This is a genomic window from Staphylococcus borealis (assembly GCF_001224225.1).
GTDB classification, from domain to species: Bacteria; Bacillota; Bacilli; order Staphylococcales; family Staphylococcaceae; genus Staphylococcus; species Staphylococcus borealis.
The window spans coordinates 232,283-249,706 of sequence record NZ_CUEE01000001.1 but is presented as its reverse complement, the minus strand read 5'-3'; the positions used below and the strand labels follow the sequence as shown (position 1 = coordinate 249,706).

14 protein-coding genes are annotated in these 17,424 nt (G+C 35.0%); 4 read left to right on the top strand and 10 right to left on the bottom strand.

The genetic code is table 11. The features are described 5' to 3' along the window. The first annotated feature begins 28 nt into the window (after positions 1 to 28). On the top strand, positions 29 to 880 hold the full coding sequence (locus tag AK212_RS01285) for an NAD-dependent epimerase/dehydratase family protein (RefSeq protein ID WP_053028732.1): 852 nt from the start codon (positions 29 to 31) through the stop codon (positions 878 to 880). Positions 881 to 1,077: 197 nt separating this feature from the next. Here the strand turns inward: AK212_RS01285 and yidC are convergent, their stop codons facing one another. Beyond that, positions 1,078 to 1,911 carry a membrane protein insertase YidC gene (gene yidC, locus AK212_RS01280; protein ID WP_053028731.1) on the bottom strand — a complete coding sequence of 278 codons (834 nt, stop codon included), beginning with the start codon at positions 1,909 to 1,911 and terminating at the stop codon, positions 1,078 to 1,080. Between the two features lie 98 nt (positions 1,912 to 2,009). Next, positions 2,010 to 3,503: a serine hydrolase domain-containing protein gene (locus AK212_RS01275; RefSeq protein ID WP_053028730.1), complete on the bottom strand. Its 1,494-nt coding sequence runs from the start codon at positions 3,501 to 3,503 to the stop codon at positions 2,010 to 2,012. A 279-nt stretch (positions 3,504 to 3,782) separates the two neighbouring features. On the opposite strand from AK212_RS01275, the gene AK212_RS01270 reads away from it, so the two are divergent. Then, positions 3,783 to 5,609, top strand: coding sequence for an APC family permease (locus tag AK212_RS01270; RefSeq protein WP_053028729.1), 1,827 nt, complete (start codon positions 3,783 to 3,785; stop codon positions 5,607 to 5,609). A 63-nt stretch (positions 5,610 to 5,672) separates the two neighbouring features. Here the strand turns inward: AK212_RS01270 and AK212_RS01265 are convergent, their stop codons facing one another. Continuing rightward, the gene (locus tag AK212_RS01265; RefSeq protein ID WP_053028728.1) at positions 5,673 to 7,880 is read right to left on the bottom strand and encodes a cation:proton antiporter domain-containing protein; all 2,208 of its coding nucleotides are present in this window, start codon (positions 7,878 to 7,880) and stop codon (positions 5,673 to 5,675) included. A 333-nt stretch (positions 7,881 to 8,213) separates the two neighbouring features. Next, entirely contained in the window at positions 8,214 to 9,614 is a 1,401-nt protein-coding gene (locus AK212_RS01260; protein WP_053028727.1) for an amino acid permease, read from the bottom strand. Between the two features lie 309 nt (positions 9,615 to 9,923). Here AK212_RS01260 and AK212_RS01255 point away from each other — a divergent pair, with 309 nt between their 5' ends. Beyond that, the gene (locus AK212_RS01255) at positions 9,924 to 10,742 is read left to right on the top strand and encodes a metallophosphoesterase (RefSeq protein WP_053028726.1); all 819 of its coding nucleotides are present in this window, start codon (positions 9,924 to 9,926) and stop codon (positions 10,740 to 10,742) included. Positions 10,743 to 10,804: 62 nt separating this feature from the next. On the opposite strand, the gene AK212_RS01250 is transcribed toward AK212_RS01255, so the two are convergent. After that, positions 10,805 to 11,416 (bottom strand): C39 family peptidase, encoded by a 612-nt coding sequence (locus AK212_RS01250; protein ID WP_053028725.1) that lies wholly within the window; start codon positions 11,414 to 11,416, stop codon positions 10,805 to 10,807. 140 nt (positions 11,417 to 11,556) lie between these two features. Between AK212_RS01250 and AK212_RS01245 the strand changes: the two genes are divergently transcribed. Beyond that, on the top strand, positions 11,557 to 12,036 hold the full coding sequence (locus AK212_RS01245) for a GyrI-like domain-containing protein (RefSeq protein WP_053028724.1): 480 nt from the start codon (positions 11,557 to 11,559) through the stop codon (positions 12,034 to 12,036). A gap of 271 nt (positions 12,037 to 12,307) precedes the next feature. Here AK212_RS01245 and AK212_RS01240 read toward each other — a convergent pair whose 3' ends face one another. The 5 genes from AK212_RS01240 to AK212_RS01220 all read right to left on the bottom strand — a co-directional run bounded on the left by AK212_RS01240 (position 12,308) and on the right by AK212_RS01220 (position 17,368). Beyond that, positions 12,308 to 13,063 carry a class I SAM-dependent methyltransferase gene (locus tag AK212_RS01240; protein WP_244881399.1) on the bottom strand — a complete coding sequence of 252 codons (756 nt, stop codon included), beginning with the start codon at positions 13,061 to 13,063 and terminating at the stop codon, positions 12,308 to 12,310. Between the two features lie 20 nt (positions 13,064 to 13,083). Then, on the bottom strand, positions 13,084 to 13,752 hold the full coding sequence (gene scdA, locus AK212_RS01235; RefSeq protein ID WP_053028722.1) for an iron-sulfur cluster repair di-iron protein ScdA: 669 nt from the start codon (positions 13,750 to 13,752) through the stop codon (positions 13,084 to 13,086). Between the two features lie 217 nt (positions 13,753 to 13,969). Next, positions 13,970 to 15,169: a putative multidrug effflux MFS transporter TcaB gene (tcaB, locus tag AK212_RS01230; protein ID WP_053028721.1), complete on the bottom strand. Its 1,200-nt coding sequence runs from the start codon at positions 15,167 to 15,169 to the stop codon at positions 13,970 to 13,972. 235 nt (positions 15,170 to 15,404) lie between these two features. Then, the gene (locus AK212_RS01225) at positions 15,405 to 16,205 is read right to left on the bottom strand and encodes a hypothetical protein (protein ID WP_053028720.1); all 801 of its coding nucleotides are present in this window, start codon (positions 16,203 to 16,205) and stop codon (positions 15,405 to 15,407) included. 17 nt (positions 16,206 to 16,222) lie between these two features. Continuing rightward, positions 16,223 to 17,368 (bottom strand): glycerate kinase, encoded by a 1,146-nt coding sequence (locus tag AK212_RS01220; RefSeq protein WP_053028719.1) that lies wholly within the window; start codon positions 17,366 to 17,368, stop codon positions 16,223 to 16,225. Positions 17,369 to 17,424: the final 56 nt, after the last annotated feature.

Below are 17,424 nucleotides of genomic sequence, written 5' to 3'. Positions count from 1 at the left end.
AAAGAGAAATAGAAAGGTGCGTATAAAAATGACTAAAATATTTATTACAGGTGCCACAGGATTAATTGGAACACGTTTAACACAACGTTTGATTGAAGAAGGCTATGAAGTAGCTGGATTTACAACATCTGAGAAGGGGAAAGCGAAATTAGAAGGATTAGGTGCCGAAGCGTATATTGGCGATATCTTAAAAGCAGATACCATTGATGCAGCAGTGGGTGACTTCCGACCGGATATTATTATTAATCAAATTACAGATTTAAAAAATGTCGACATGGCCGCAAACACGAAAGTACGTGTAGAAGGTGGTAAAAATCTAACAGACGCTGCGTTGAAGTATGATGTCAAAAAAGTGGTGGCACAAAGTATCGGCTTTATGTATGAACCTGGTGAAGGTCTTGCGACTGAAGAAACACCACTAGATAATCATTCAGATGGAGATAGAAAAATTACAGTAGACGGTGTGGTTGGACTAGAAAAAGAAACGGCACGTATGGATCACTATGTTGTACTTCGCTTTGGATGGTTATACGGACCAGGGACATGGTACGGTAAAGACGGTATGATTTATAACCAATTTAAAAACGGTGAAGTAACATTATCAGATGGTGTTACATCATTTATTCATTTAGATGATGCTGTTGAAGTATCTATTCAGGCGATGAATTTTGATAATGGTATTTATAATGTGGCAGATGACGCACCAGTAAAAGGATCAGAATTTGCAGAATGGTATGCGAAAGAAGTTGGCGTTGATCCTAAAGTCACTATCCAACCAGCACAACCATTTGAACGTGGTATTAAAAATGACAAGTTTAAAGCACAAGGTGGTACATTAATCTATAATACGTGGAAAGATGGCATGCACCCATTAAAATAAATGATGAGTAAAAGAAGGGAGTGGGACAAAAATAATATAATGAAGCTATTTTGCAAATTCGCAGTAGCTGACTGAACTGAGAAGGCGCTTAATTCAAGCTTTTCTCAGTTCTAGTCACCCTTGCGGGGGTGGGACAACGAATTTAAAAAGAATTCTGTCCCACTCCCTTGTTGTATTGATAGAATGTTTTTATTACTTTAAGCCTTATCATCGTTAGTCTTATTTTGACGTTGTTGCTCAATTTGTCGTTTAAGTTGTTCACCTGCTGCTTTACCCACTTTTGCATAATGGCTATGTGCAAAATGCATTTGAATAATTAAAAATGTTGCACTGACTGCCCAATATAAACTTAGTGCAGAAGCGGATTGTAGTGACGCATATATAATAAATAATGGTGATAGCACCATCATGACATAATAAGTGCGACGTTCTTCCTTTGGATAATGCATGGCATTGACTAGCGGTTGAATGAAATAAAGTAAGGCCGCAATAAAGGTCATAATTAAATCCGTATGCATTAAGTTAAACCATAAAAAGTGAGGGTGCTCGATAATCCCGCCACTTGTTGGATATTTAATACATGCGTATAAACCTAATAAGATTGGGATTTGAATTAATATTGGTAATGTGCCAATAAGGCTTTTGAATGGATTAATACCATAGTCGTTGTACTTTTTCATCAATAGCTTATTTGCCGCAGTACGTTCTTCTTGTGTTTCCGCGTTCTTAAGTTTATCTTGTAGTTTCTCAATTTCAGGTTTAACGACTTGCGTTTTTCCACGCATCATGTGGATATTCTTTACTTGGATAAACATCAACGGCATTAATACAAGTCGGATGAGAAGCACAATCATAATAATAGCTAATCCATAATTTTCATGGAATGTACGACCTAAGAAGTGAAGTAACATATCCATTGGCTTAACAAATATCGTATAAAAGAACCCATGTTGATCTTCTTTATGAGAATAGTCACATCCAGCCAATAATATGACGATACTCATTAAGAATAAGGAACATTTTTTTCTCATGTCTAATCTCCTATGTGCTTGAGGTCTTTAATAATCTTAGTCTTTAATACATTTAGCTTAACATATTCGCTCGTTAATCATAGCAGTTTATCGCAATTTTATGATTTTGACGCTTTTGATACTGTTATTATTTTTAAAAGTATGAAAGCATAAAGACTCGTTAATAATGTGATAACACTTAATAAACAAATTTTAGCTGATATCGGTAGCCAAGACATTATAAACTGCCAATCAGAACCATTGAGTAACAATGAAGGTAATACATGTAATAAGCCTAAAACGAATATAAAGATAACAGAAAGTATGCATATGCGATATTGAGTATTGCGGTGATTGATACGCAATTGAATTGGGCGGTGGTGAATGATGTGACGATATACACATATTAAAATGACTACCACAGCCATCCAAATAACAATTGAGATGACAGTAATCACAATTTGGTGCTGAAGAATATCATGTTGAATTGTGTCAACGTGTTGGCCCTGGCTTAATTGTGTATTTAAATGTTTCGCAAGTGTTGGAATGTGATCAGAATAAGCATTTGCGAGAATAACAATGCCATAGTCTTTCTTAGGATTTAAAATAATATAAGATGAGTAGTTCTCAAGTGTACCCGGATGATAGATAAGTGTCTCTTGATTTTGACGAGTAACAAACCAACCAGTTGCATATTTGGAATGATCATCATCATGTGTTTGTACTTTAGGTTTGTGTGTCGCTTCTACTAACGCTTTCAAATGTTTCGGTGGATGAAGTTGAAATTTTATCCAAGGTTGCAAGTCATTCGTGCTAGCCATCAAATAGGCTGACGGGTTATCACCAATGTTAAATGGTGGGTGATCCGCGTAGGCTTTGCGATGTTTAATATCGTAACCTTGTGCATCATGCGCACCTTTATGATTATTCTCTTTAGTAGAAATATGCGACATATTTAAAGGGTTGAAAATGTGTTCACGCATGTAAGTTGAATAGGGAGAGTGAGATACGTTTTGAACAATTAACCCTAAAATATTGTAGTTCATATTCGAATATTCAAATTGTTCTCCTGGTCGATGGTTTAATGAACGACCATTAATACTTTTCACAATGCCTTCTAAATCATTAGTCTTTTTAGTAATACGATCATTATTAGTTATATCTCCTGGAATCCCACTTGTTTGAGCAATTAACTGGTTAATGGTGATGTCTACCTTTTTTCCTTTATAAGTCATATGAAAATTAGGAATGTATTGACTAATGTGATCATTTAATTGAATTTTACCTTCGTTGACGAGTTGCATAATAGCGTAGCCTGTCATTGCCTTAGAATTCGAAGCAATTTCGAAACGCGTATTAGGTGTTACTTTATGTTTATTTTCGATGTTTGCATAGCCGTAGCCTTTATTAAGTAACACGTTATTATCTTTAATCATTAACACTGAAACACCCGGTATATGACCATCGTCCATCTCACTTTTAACCATGTTATCTAAATAATCTTGAGAAGTAGGACTGAACATTGAATACGTCGGTTGCCATTTTATTATAATCGAACAGATAAGTAAGATAACAATTAATACGATACTACTGAAAAGTATGGTCTTTTTCATTTTATTTCCTCTATTTTATGATTTAAGTAGCGAACAATTTACTATATTAACGACATTAGTATAGCAAGTTTTTGTTTAAATTGCTCTTAAATCTCTGTCATAGATTGTTTGCTATTTATTTTTCAAATAAATAATGGGTAAAATCCAACTAAATATTACTGTAAAATGTAACTAATATAGTAAAAAATAACATTAAAATTGTAGGGATAGCTATACTTTTCATCAAAATGGGAGTATATTTTATCCATTGAATTTGAATATAAAGAGGTAAAGAGTATTATGTTCACTCAATTTAAAAGACTTTTAATTGGTAAACCTAAAAGGAATCGCGATTTGAAGAACGAGAAAATCAGTAATTTCAAGGCTTTAGCAATACTTTCTTCTGATGCATTGTCTTCAGTAGCTTATGGTCCAGAGCAGATTTTGATTACACTAGCAGTTGTTGGTGCAGTGGCATCTTGGTATACGTTACCAATAGCATGTGGCGTATTAATATTGTTAGCGGCTTTAATCTTATCTTACCGCCAAGTCATTTATGCCTACCCTAAAGGTGGCGGGGCGTATATGGTTTCTAAGACAAACTTAGGAGAAAAATGGGGACTCGTAGCAGGAGGCTCATTACTTGTTGATTATATATTAACTGTAGCGGTAAGTATTTCTTCAGGCGCAGATGCGTTTGTAGCCGCCTTTCCATCGCTATATCATCATAAAGTATTGATTGCATGTTTACTCGTGCTATTTATTTTAATTATGAATTTACGTGGTTTGACAGAATCGGCTACAGTATTGTCATATCCAGTTTATTTATTCATTATAGGGTTAATAATTATGATTGTTGTGGGCGTTTGGAAAGTTGCAACTGGCCAAGCTGAGCCACATATGCATGCAACTGTAGGGACAGCTGTACCAGGTGTGACATTATTCTTGTTACTTAAAGCATTCTCATCAGGTGCCTCATCTTTAACCGGTGTAGAAGCCATATCTAATGCGGTAACGAATTTCAAAGATCCTGGCCCTAAAAATGCGGTTAAAACGTTAATCGCAATGGGAAGTATCCTGGCATTTCTATTAGTAAGTATTGTTGGTTTAGCCTACTGGTATGGTGTTATGCCTGAAACGGAAACAACTGTATTATCACAATTAGCAATGAACATTCTAGGACACAATGCCGGTTACTATTTTGTTCAAGCAACAACAGTAATGATTTTAGTTTTAGCAGCGAACACAGGATTTACTGCATTCCCAATGCTTGCAGCAAGTATGGCCAAAGATAAATATATGCCACGTATGTTTAGTGTGCGTGGAGATCGATTAGGCTATTCAAACTCTATTATTACTTTAGGTGTAGGGACAATTTTACTTATCATTATTTTTGATGGTAAAACTGAGAACTTGATTCCACTCTATGCTGTAGGTGTATTTATCCCGTTCACATTAGCACAATATGGTATGGTGCTTAAATGGGTCAGAGGAAGAGATAAAGGCTGGTCTCGTAAACTGATAGCCAATGCGATAGGTGGAACAATCACATTTATCGTATTTATGATTTTCTTAATCACTAAATTTAGTCATGTATGGCCAATATTAATCTTTTTACCTTTGATTGTAATTGTATTTTTACGAATCAAAGGGCATTACAAAGATATTGCTAAACAATTGAAATCAACTGCTATGGTACAAGATATGCCTATCGTTGATAAAAACTTGGCGCTTGTTCCAGTCAGCACGATTACGTCAGCCATTGATAAATCTGTATATTATGCTCAAATGATTGCTGATGATGTTATCGCAGTGCATGTTTCATTTGGTGATGAAGCAGATAAATGCTTTGCTGAAAAATGGGAACGTCATTTTCCAGATGTACGTTTAGTCATTTTGCATTCGGAATATCGAAGTGTTATTAGACCAATCTCACGCTTTATTGATAAAATTAATAAAAAAGCGAATGATAAAAATTATGTCATTACTGTTGTGGTTCCACAGTTTATTACAAAAAAATCTTGGCATAATTTCTTACACAATCAAACGAGTATTAGATTAAAAATGCATTTGTTCTATCAAAAGAATGTTATTTTAGCCACAGTACCGTTTAAATTGCATAAATAAGTTGAAAACCATAAAGAAAAGCCCATAGATAATGCGTAGCATTGACTATGGGCTTTATTAGTTTTAGTGTGCATTGCTCGCTTCGTGTGCTAAAACAATCTCATTATAGTTAATATTTTCTCTCAATTGGGTTGCAACTTCATTCGTTACTTTATTTCGAGAAATCAATTCATCTAAAATGGTACGTTGGATATATAATGCTTCAAGTTTTGCATCATGTTGTTGAAGGGTTGTAAGTTCATACGTTTCTTTGTTTTCTGCTCTTTGTTGCTTTCTATTTTTATTGTGACGTAGTGTACGTGATAAATTGTGATATTGGTTAATAATTAAACTAACTTCTAATACGTTTGAACTGTTTTGTTCTTCACGCATTTTCATAATGACATTGTGGTTTACGACACGCATTAATTGTTGAACTTTATTAAAGCTATTTGCAAATGCTTCTTTTTGAACCTTTTTAGCATTTTTCGCTTTTTCACGTTCTACTTTATACGCTTCACGTTTCGCTTTAATATCCATTTTATTCTGTTCTGTCGTTGCTTGATGTTCTTCTTTTAATAATGCACGATTTTCTTTATGAATACGGTGTGCTTCTTTTCTGGATTCTTTTCGAGCTTTAAAGCGTAACCCAATCAATTTAAAGAAGCGGTTTATCTTTCTTAATATCGACATTTCTCGATAAGATTGACTAAATTCCATAATATTGCGGTAGTCTGTTAAATCTTTTTTAGTAATTCTTTCTTTCTCGATTAAACGTTCTAACGTTCTTGTTTCTTCTTCTTCAGCGATTTCTTGCAGTCGTCGTAATTCCTTCGTATTTTTATTATCTGGTTCCATATTGATTAAGAATGATAATTCATTAAAATATTGGTTTAAAATTGGTCGATAATCCATCTGCTTTCCTTCTGAGTTTTTCGTCTTAAAGGCATCAAGAACTTGTTGAACCATAAAAATTTTGGCTGATTGATAGGACATACCTTTAAATTCTGACATTTGTTCAGAAGGTGTGATCAGTGGTAGTACCACTTGGGCGAGAATTAAGCTTGTTAAGACCATAAAGGAAGCGATAAACAATAAGTCATTACGATATATAAATTCTTGGTTACCATCCATCATATACGGAAGTGTGAGCGCCATAGATAATGAAATGGTACCGTGTATGCCACACATCGTCATGATGAAGGCATAATGCTTCCGTTTCGGTGGCCCAGCATCTTCTTCATCATCTAGGTAGGATTGAACGTTGTTCGGATAGTAAAAATCTTTAAATAACATATACACCCAAATAAATCTAAATACGTAAATGGCAAGTGCAATTAATAGAGCGGTTGTAATTAGGAATACAATGTTCTGCGGTTCGTCATGAATAATTTCCATTACGACTTCGGGAACAATATAACCTAAAACAACAAAGACGAAACCATTTAATGCATAACTAAGCGTGTTCCATATTTGGTTATAGTTCATCTGTAATTCTGTTTGGGCACGAATTAAACGATCACGTTCTAAACCGTGGATTAAACCTGCAACAACAACGGCAATAATTCCAGATGCATGAAGTTCTTCGCCAATGAAATAAACAGCAAAAGGCGTGAGTAATTGGATAAACGTTAACGTATTACTGTCTTTCATACCTTTATTGGTCGTTAGATATACTCTTAATGTCACAACTAACGTGCCAACGATGATACCAATCAATACACCTAAAATCGTTGAAACAATAAATTGACCTATCGCATCAAATGCTGAAAAGCTACCCGTTACAAGTGCGGTAACTGCAATTTTGAATGAGATAATACCTGCAGCGTCATTAAGTAATGATTCACCTTCAAGAATGGACATGGATCCTTTAGGTAAAATTTTACCTTTCGTGATTGCAGAAACTGCGACAGCATCTGTTGGGCAAAGAATGGCAGCAATTGCAAAAGCTGCTGGCATTGGTAAATCAGCCCAAATCCAATGAATAAAGAAACCGACGCCGATAACTGTAGCAAACACAAGCGCCATAGCCATTAAAATAATCGGTTTACGATATTCAAGTAACTTCGTTCTTGAAATATGTGTACCTTCCACAAATAGTAGTGGAGCGATGACTGCCATCATAAATACTTCCGATTCAAATTCAAAATGCATCGGGATGGGCAATACGAATAAGCAGACACCTAAGGCAATTTGAATAAATGCAGTGGGAATTTTAGGGAACCTATTATAAATAATAGAACTAATAATCACTGCGAATATGAATAATAAAAATGCTTCTAATAGCTCCATGAATAACTCCTTTAATAAATTGAATAATCATAGTTTACCATGTGATAGGATAAGCTACCAAAAAATGGCAGACGATTTGATAAATAGTAAATGATTTAGTGTAAGTATTTTTTTGTATACCATATTTAAGATTGTTATAAACGGAGTTTGATAATGAGGTTGTGAGCATAGGTTAACTGATAGGGATTAAGTTGAATAAGATTAGTATCATCTTATATAGCGTTTTGAAATAATAAAAGTGGAGGGAGTGGGACAGAATTCTTTTGAATTCGTCGTCCCACTCCCTCCACTTTAGTGGTTTATTGATATGGATGATTGATGGTTGAGCTTTCATTAGTAATTGATTGAATTTCGACCCTGACTACGTGTTCGTTCTGCTAAATCTTCTGCATTTGATTTATATTTTTTATAGAAGATGAACAAGAAGATAAACCATATTGGTGAAATGAAAATTGCTGCTCTAGTGTCTTCACTAAAGAATAACAGTACAAACACAAATGCAAAGAATGCAAGTACGACGTATGCACTTTTTAATCCACCAAAAAGTTTGAATTTATTTTTATGGTGTTCTTCTGGATTTTTCTTCACAAAAATAATATAAGAAATAATAATCATCGCCCATACTACTAAAAATAGTACAGTTGAAAGTGTTGTTACATAGATAAATAGTTTGATAGCATCTGGGAAAATAAAGTTTAATAACGCGGCTGCTAATAATGTTCCAGATGATACTAACATAGATAAGTATGGCACACTGTTACCATTTGTTTTACTTAAAACTTTAGGTCCTAAACCTTGTTTAGCAAGGCCAAATAGAATACGGCTGTTTGAGTAAATACCACTGTTTGTTGCTGATGCAGCTGCAGTTAGTACAACGAAGTTAACAAGTCCAGCAGCAAATGGTAAGCCGATTAAGCTAAACATGGTTACGAAAGGACTACTATTTGAATCGATTTTATTCCAAGGAATGACAGACATGATAACTAATAAACCGCCTACGTAGAATAATAGAATACGGAGTGGTACGTTGTTGATCGCTTTAGGGATGACATTTCTAGGATCTTTCGTTTCACCCGCTGTTACCCCGATAAGTTCTATACCAATAAATGAATATACTGCAATTTGGAATGCCATCAAGAATCCAAATGGCCCATTAGGGAATATACCACCATGATTTGTTAAGTTACTAAATGAAGCGTGACCATAAGAGGTTTTGAATGAGAAGAATATCATGACTAAACCTACAATAATCATCGCTATGATAGTTATAATTTTAATAATTGAGAACCAGAATTCTAACTCACCGAATAATTTTGCACCTAACATGTTAAATGAGATTAACATTAGTACGATAAATAAAACGGTGATCCAATGTGGTACTTGAGGGAACCAGAAACTAAAATATTGTCCCATAGCTGTTAAATCTGACATGCTTGAAGCAATCCATGCAAGCCAATATGTCCAGCCTATGACGAATCCTGCAAAAGGACCTATGTATTCGTTCGCAATATCTACAAATGAATTAAAGCGTGTATTACTTAATAATAATTCTCCAAGTGCGCGCATGAATGCGAACATAACCATGCCGATAATCATGTATGTTAATAAGAGGGAAGGCCCTGTTAAAGCAATTGTTTGACCTGAACCTAAGAATAATCCTGTACCAATTGCGCCCCCAATCGCAATTAATTGAATATGCCTGTTGCTTAGTTCTCTTTCCAATTGTCTAGCCATATACTTCCTCCTTAGAAAGCAGTGATGTGTTTTTAAATTTTAGTGTAAACGCTTTCTTTTATATGTAAAAAATTTGCTTTTAACAAAGTATTAAGTAAATCGCATTAGTTGTTAAATATCAGATATTAAGTGAAAACAATAATAATTGTTCACAAATGATGTAACTTTGCTAAAAGGTATTTTTATTATACGCTTAATTTAATGAAATATAAACAAATTTCTGAAAATTTAATAAACAGATTTATTTATTATTCATAATAACTATGACATAATGATTTCAATTCAAAACAAGTAAGAGGGACGACACGAATGAAGATAGGTGCAATTTCAGATTTACATATTGATCGACATCCTAAACTAGAGCCAAAGGTATATCTTGAAACACTTGTACAACTGGTTCAACAGAGGGATGTGGCATTACTATTAATTGCTGGAGATGTGTCTAATCATTTTCAGCAGAGTTATCAATTTATTCAAGATTTAAAAGCAAAATGTGGTATTCCAGTCTTATTTGTGCCAGGGAACCATGATTATTGGACTTCTGAAGCCTCGTTAACATCACCAGAAATTTATGATTTCTATGTGGATAAGCCAGAATGTTTAATTGGAAAACCGTATATTATAAATGAGAATTGGGCAGTTGTTGGTCATACGGCTTGGTATGATTATCGGTATGCGGATGACAAATTTGATTTGGAACGCATCCAAAGAGGGAAGTATTACGGTGCAACATGGCAAGATAAAGTGAAAATCGACTGGGATATTGAAGATAGAGCATTATCTAAACAGGCTGCTAACCAAATTCAACATGACTTAGAACAAGTAAAGGATAAACAGATTATTCTAATGACGCATATTGTGACGCATCCACAATTTGTTGTACCAACGCCACATCGTATTTTTGATTTCTTTAATGCATATATAGGTACGAAAGACGTTGATGCGTTTTATCAGACGTATCCTATTCGTTATAGCATTATGGGGCACGTACATTTTCGAAAGACGTTGTCCGAAGCAGGGATTACTTATATTTGTCCTTGTTTAGGGTATCAACGACAATGGCGAACAACTGACCTTATGCAAGAACTCGATGCGTCGCTAGTCACATTTGAAGTGAATGATGCATAAAAAATCAGTGAGGTTGAGATACAATTAACATTGACTCAATCTCACTTTAATAGTGGTCTATATTACACTTGAAGATAAATACATGTACGACCAGGTGCATTAAAGCTACGTTCTAATTTTTGCTTTGCAATTTTGATGACTTGAAAGCGATTAGGCACAATGGCAGGAAAGATAAAGTGTTTAAATAAGTGACTCCACAAAGGATCAATATAATAGTAGAATTGATCATCATATCCGATTAATAGTGTGATATGAATGTTGGACACTAATTCTTTCTTATGATCATCGAATTTGAAATATTTGCGGAAAGGTTTACGACCTAAATTAGTATGATACATTATAACTGGTTGGCCAGAATCGATGACAGCTTCTAGTGATGACAAATCAGTACCTGTACCGTCTACAATGCGATCGTCAATCGTTTGTAAATAAGGTACATAAGCATCAGGAAAGATTGTTTGATGATGACCAAATTTGACGAGTAAATGATGACCAACATATCCTTTATAAGGATTATTAGGATGCTTAGGCCAATGACTCATGATTTCAGTAGCTTTAATATTATGATTGTTATATTGAAGTAACATTGCTGCTGAAACACCTTCACATCCCATTACCATTGGAATTGGAAAGAGTTGGCTAATTGGTTTAATTGGTAGTATCGTTCTTTTCATCATGATTCTCCTCAAAGACAGTCTCTATTGATGTCAATCATTTAGTTTAAGTAAATTTATTATATACCTTAGTCGTCACGGCGTATATCAATACGGATTGTGTGATGATGTATTATTAATTAGAAAATGGGGGCATAGCAATGACAATGCAATACAGATTTGAACATTTAGGTGAGGTTCAACTTATAGGCGTTTTAAGAGAGTATACGACTGGTGAAGCAATGCAACAGGATATACCAGCATTTTGGCAAGAAATGAATGAAACAGGTGTGGTCAAAGCTTTAACTCAATATAGTAATCAAACTTTAACTGGCTTATTAGGCGTTATCATACCACGTGAAAATCGTATAGATTATTTTATCGGCATATCTCATGACGGTTTGAATAACAATGATTCAAATTTCGAAGCAATCAAGTTAATGTCACACAACTATGTCGTTATTGATGCGAAGGGGCGTGTTCCTGAAGCAATTAAAGCAGTGATGCCAAAAATCTATACAGAATTATTGCCTCAAGCGGCATTTAAAACGATTCAAGCACCTATGTTTGAACATTATTTACCGGGAAATACTCAAAGCCCTGACTACATTACGGAAATATGGATGCCTATAAAAGAATAGACTAGAACTAAGAGGGGCTGGGACATAAATAATATAATCATGCTAATTAGCAAATTCACAGTAGCAGACTGAACTGAGAATGCGCTTAAATCAAGCTTTTCTCAGTTCTAGTCATCTTTGCGGGCGGGGCCCCAGCAGAGAGAATTTCATTAAGAAATTCCACAAGCAAAGCAAGTTGGGAGCGGACGACGAATTTAAAAGAATTCGGTCCCACTCCCCTTCTCAGTTCTAGTCATTTGTGGCAACATAAGCCATGTAGGATTGTGTTGCTTTATTTTTTTACAGCATGAACGATATAATTCATGTTCTTTTTGTGTCTTCGCATCGTTTTAAACATAGTGAAGAACATTTTACGGTTAGATGGTTTTAACGCATTTTTAATAATAGTTAAGGTGCCAAGTAGGCCTTCATCACGCATCATACCAATTGGTGTCATTAACGACAGTGGACCGATTTGCGATTCGATATTCGAGAATCCGGCCTCTTGATAGAGTTGGTACCAGCTTTCAGGCGTTAAAGGTGTCACCTTCATATTAATGGCTTGACTCAATTCATCAATGACCGTTTCAGTATTTTGTCTATTGATAATTGCAATATCATGTGTAAGTATAACACCATTCGGCTTCAATACACGGTAATACTCTTTTAAGACCTTCTCTTTAATTGGGTAAGGTAACATTGTGAGCATTGCTTCATTAAGAATAATATCGAAGCTTTGATCTTCAAAGGGTAGTTTCATTGCATTTGCTTGCGTTAAATGAATGAGCGACTCTAAATTGTGTTTCGCCACATTTCGTTTACCGTTTTCTAATGCGGTTTTATTCAAATCGACGCCTTCAATATGGCATTGATAAGTTTGTGCTAATTCAATAGAAGTTGTACACATATTACATGCGACTTCTAAGACACGTTTATCACTTGAAAAATGCCCTTTATTAATAAGCCAATTTGTCGCAAGCACACCACCCGGACGTAAACGCTTTTTACCTAATTGTGCTAAAAACGTATGGCCAGCAATTTTAGTCACCATAATCAACACTTCCTGTCCTAACTGAATTTGTTAAAGAGTACATGATTTTCTAGATGTACATGTTCATGGGTTTCACGCTCTAAATTCTCAAGACGGTTATAGACCAATCTCCAAGTTTGACAAGCTTCACTCGGCGGTTGATATTGGTTCGTTAATTCACGCATGTCTTCTAATAATTGTCCTGTGTGCGTGTGATCATCAACTAAGCTTTGGATAATATCTGAAGCATGATCCACTTCTTCACCACGAGAAAGTTTAATTAATGCAGGGAAGTCGTGTTCATCTTCTTGAGCCATATGCTCAAGCATACCATCACGATATTGACGATATAAGTCTTGTAATTGAATTAAAAATGGATGGTTTGGCCCATGGACTTTTGCCACTTTGGTAACATAAGGAGATAAATTCTTGAACTCTTCACGCATTGTCTCGTGATAACGAGATTGTATATATTGTATGAGTGAAGGTGCATCAAGATATTTTACATTGATGTTTCCTTGATCATGTTTAGGAAGTGCATTAATTTCTTCTATTAATGTATCTGCATCTATTTTTTTGTTTTTAACTGCTTCATTTATAGTGATGTTACCGCCACAACAAAAGTCGATACCATATTTTCTAAATATATCCGCACTTAATGGCATGTCTGTAACAATGTCTGCAACGATAGATTCATTTGTAATCATTGAAATTCCTCCTTCATTTGTTTTCATTATAATCAATAAGAATGATTTTCAATTAGGGAAAATTGTATTGTCACCTATTTGTTGGAAAGTTATTGAAAAATTGTGAACAATTAGCGTGGATTTATGAATCAATTTATTTTCAAAAAAAAGAGGAAGCGGACAACGAATTCATAAAGAATGCTGTCTCACTTCCTAATTCTATGATTCTATTCAATGATTATGCTGGGTTGCGATGATTTCTAAAGTAAATAACTTGGAGTGTAATTAATACAATTGCAGTTACGATAATGACAATCATGTATGGTGTTGCATCATATTGTCCTTTGAGTCCTACTATTGGAGAGATGATTCCGCCAAGAATGAATTGGAATAGTCCTAGTAAACTAGAAGCATTACCACTTCCACCCGTACGTTCCTCCATTGCCATAGAAAAACCAAGTGGCCCAATAGATGTGACAGGGCATACGTTTAAGAAAAATGCAATCAGTAAAATCCATAACGGGCCATGCATTGATAATGTAATAACAATTAACACGACACCTATTACTTGTATTAACGTTAAGTAAATCATGAGTTTGAAACGATTAATATACTCGACTAAAAGTGCCACAATTTGGCTAACTATGATTAAGCCTACACCATTAATTGCTACCATTATACTGAATTGCTGAGGTGTCATATTGTATAGCTTTTGCGTTATGAATGGTGAAGCGGATGAAAAACTAAATAACATGACATACGTTAATCCTTGTAGCAACATTGGAATGATGAATCGTGGTTTCTTTAATAAACTTCCAAAATCTAAAAAGATGTCTTTAAAGTTTAACGATATATGTTCTGATTGATGTGTGTTCGGCATCGTCGTCACGACACCGATAAGCACAAGTAAACTTATAACGGTCAGAATGACAAAGACAATTCTCCATGAACCAAGTGTCAAAGATAGACCGCCGAGTAAAGGCATGATGATTGTAACAATACCATTAACGACCATCAGTGATGCTAGAAATTTAGCTAATAAATCACCTTGATATCTGTCTCCTGCAAAAGCCTTGGCTATAACTATAATGCCGCCTGCAGTAAAACCTTGGACAAATCGAATACATAAAAATAGCATTAAATTTGATGCAAAGATACCACTCAGTGTAGCTAGGAAGAAAATGCATAATATGATAAGACCCATTCTTTTACGGCCAAATGCATCAGATAATGGTCCGAATAAGAATTGACCTAATGCTAAACCTATCATTGCAAATGATAAGGTGAGTTGGATTTCAGATGTTGATGACCTAAATTGATGTTGTGCTTCAGGTAAAGCAGGAAGGTACATATCAATGATCATAGGTCCGAATGCAGTCATTACACCTAAGACAATAAGTAGCAATAGGGGTAATTTTGTATGTGTTGATGGTTGCATAGTGTGTCTCCTTAAAAAGTTTGCAAATTACATTATATAGGTTTTTTGTGCATTTGTAATTTACAAAATAAAAAAGGAACGAGTTAGAATTCAATTTACCTTCTATCTCGTCCCTTATAACGGTACGCATATCTTAGAAAATATGCTTTATCTATCTTCTCAATATCGTCTACGATAACGTATTTGCAATGTAGATGTAGCGTATTATGTTGTATGTGATGTATTTATGGGTTTATCACTGTGCATTTGTATCACTTGAGTTACCAAGTATACTATTTAATTTCTCTTTAATTTCATCAAATTTTGTATTCACATCATTAAGTAAGTCATTTACTTTACTTTGACTTTCGTTATTTTGTTGCGCGTTATTCGCTTCTTTCAATTTATTTACTTGATCTTGATAAAATTTAGTCAATTTAGAATCTTCGCCTGTTTGTTCACTATTTTTTAAACTATTAATATCATCTTGAATTTGTTTGATTCTTGAGTCTGTATCTACTTTGTCTTTAATGTCATTTTTGGCCTGTTCGACTTGTTGTTTAATGCTATCACTTTGATTTTCTACTTCGTTTTTATAGTCTTTAGATACTTGGTTGTCATTTGAAGTCGTATTCGTTTGTTGTTCATTACCACTATTGTGGTTAAATAGCGCTCTCGTCGCAAATATTGCTACGATAATAAGCAATATTGCAATAATAGCTATAAGCCATTTTTTGGATTTTTTATTTTTTTCATTTTCTTCTTCTAATTGTTGCTCACGTCTGAAGTCACGGTCATTATAATATCTGTTTCCATTGTCGTCATAGTCATCATTACGGCGTTCATAACGCGCTTGATCGTCATAGTCATCATGGTAGCGTTGGTCATCATTTTGATATCTAGGATCATCATCACGATAACGTGCATTGCTACGATTATACGCTTCTTGGCTTTCACGTCGCTCATGACGTGTACGTTCATCGGCACTTTGTCGATTACGCTTGCGATATTGTTCATCATATTTGTAAGAATCTTTATATTTATCTGTTCGTTTCATGCTAGTCACCTCATATTTCAAATAATTTGTTTCAGTAGTCGAGCAATATTTTCAGCAGTATGTGTCATGTTGCGCTTACCATTACTTAATAGCGATGGTAATGCTTCAGGTTGTTCAATTAAACTAAATGCGCTATCAATACCATGATTGTAAACATCCTGATACCCTTCGCCAAGACTTCCACAAATAGCTATCACTGGAATATGATGTACTTTTGCTGCTTTTGCTACCCCAATGGGTGTCTTACCAAAGACAGTTTGCGCATCCATTTTACCTTCGCCAGTAATAACAAGGTCTGCGTCTTGCACTCTTCTCGAAAAGTCCGTTTCCTTTAACACAATGTCAATGCCTTTAGAAAGTGACGCATTGAAGAATGCAAGAATACCCGTACCCAATCCTCCAGCGGCACCAGCACCTGGAATATCTTTAACATTTAGATTTAATTCTTGTTCTATCATATCATGATAGGTCGCTAGTGCGGAATCCAACTTTGGTATCATCTTAGCGTCAGCACCTTTTTGTGGACCGTAAACTTCAGTTGCACCATTAGGTCCTAGTAATGGGTTTGTTACGTCACAAGCAACCTCAAATGTAACGTCCTTCAGTCTTTGATCTAGATTTGATATGTCTATATGTGCTAGCTCAGATAAATAACCACCACCTAATTGTAAAGGTTGGTGTTGCGCATCTAGAAATTGCGCACCTAATGCACATAACATACCGCTACCACCATCATTAGTAGCACTTCCACCAATGCCTAGAATAATTTTGCTAACATGGTGATTTAGTGCATCTAATATCATTTCGCCTACACCATAAGTTGATGTAATGAGTGGGTTACGTTCGTCTTTTGATAATAAATCTAATCCAGATGATGCTGCCATTTCAATAATGGCAATTTGATCATCATCCGAGCGGGCATATGACGCTTCAATACTTCTATGCAATGGATCGTGTACAGGAATCGTATAGGTTTTAGCATTAAGCGCTTCTTTTAATGCATCTGTTGTGCCTTCACCACCATCAGCCATTGGGATAATGTCATAGTGAATCGCATCATCAAATACTGCTTTAAAACCATCTTGAATGGCTAAACCAGCTTCCTTAGCTGACATACTCTCTTTAAATGAATCAGTAGCAATGACTATTTTTTTAAGATTCATCTTCGCAAACCTCCTAGTATTGGTATAGTATAAAATAATATTTAAATGTATAATTG

Excerpts from the sequence above, each read along its gene's own strand:
- AK212_RS01285 (WP_053028732.1), top strand. The coding sequence starts at position 29 with ATGACTAAAATATTTATTACAGGTGCCACAGGATTAATTGGAACACGT.
- yidC (WP_053028731.1), bottom strand. The coding sequence starts at position 1,911 with ATGAGAAAAAAATGTTCCTTATTCTTAATGAGTATCGTCATATTATTG.
- AK212_RS01275 (WP_053028730.1), bottom strand. The coding sequence starts at position 3,503 with ATGAAAAAGACCATACTTTTCAGTAGTATCGTATTAATTGTTATCTTA.
- AK212_RS01270 (WP_053028729.1), top strand. The coding sequence starts at position 3,783 with ATGTTCACTCAATTTAAAAGACTTTTAATTGGTAAACCTAAAAGGAAT.
- AK212_RS01265 (WP_053028728.1), bottom strand. The coding sequence starts at position 7,880 with ATGGAGCTATTAGAAGCATTTTTATTATTCATATTCGCAGTGATTATT.
- AK212_RS01260 (WP_053028727.1), bottom strand. The coding sequence starts at position 9,614 with ATGGCTAGACAATTGGAAAGAGAACTAAGCAACAGGCATATTCAATTA.
- AK212_RS01255 (WP_053028726.1), top strand. The coding sequence starts at position 9,924 with ATGAAGATAGGTGCAATTTCAGATTTACATATTGATCGACATCCTAAA.
- AK212_RS01250 (WP_053028725.1), bottom strand. The coding sequence starts at position 11,416 with ATGAAAAGAACGATACTACCAATTAAACCAATTAGCCAACTCTTTCCA.
- AK212_RS01245 (WP_053028724.1), top strand. The coding sequence starts at position 11,557 with ATGACAATGCAATACAGATTTGAACATTTAGGTGAGGTTCAACTTATA.
- scdA (WP_053028722.1), bottom strand. The coding sequence starts at position 13,752 with ATGATTACAAATGAATCTATCGTTGCAGACATTGTTACAGACATGCCA.
- tcaB (WP_053028721.1), bottom strand. The coding sequence starts at position 15,169 with ATGCAACCATCAACACATACAAAATTACCCCTATTGCTACTTATTGTC.
- AK212_RS01225 (WP_053028720.1), bottom strand. The coding sequence starts at position 16,205 with ATGAAACGAACAGATAAATATAAAGATTCTTACAAATATGATGAACAA.
- AK212_RS01220 (WP_053028719.1), bottom strand. The coding sequence starts at position 17,368 with ATGAATCTTAAAAAAATAGTCATTGCTACTGATTCATTTAAAGAGAGT.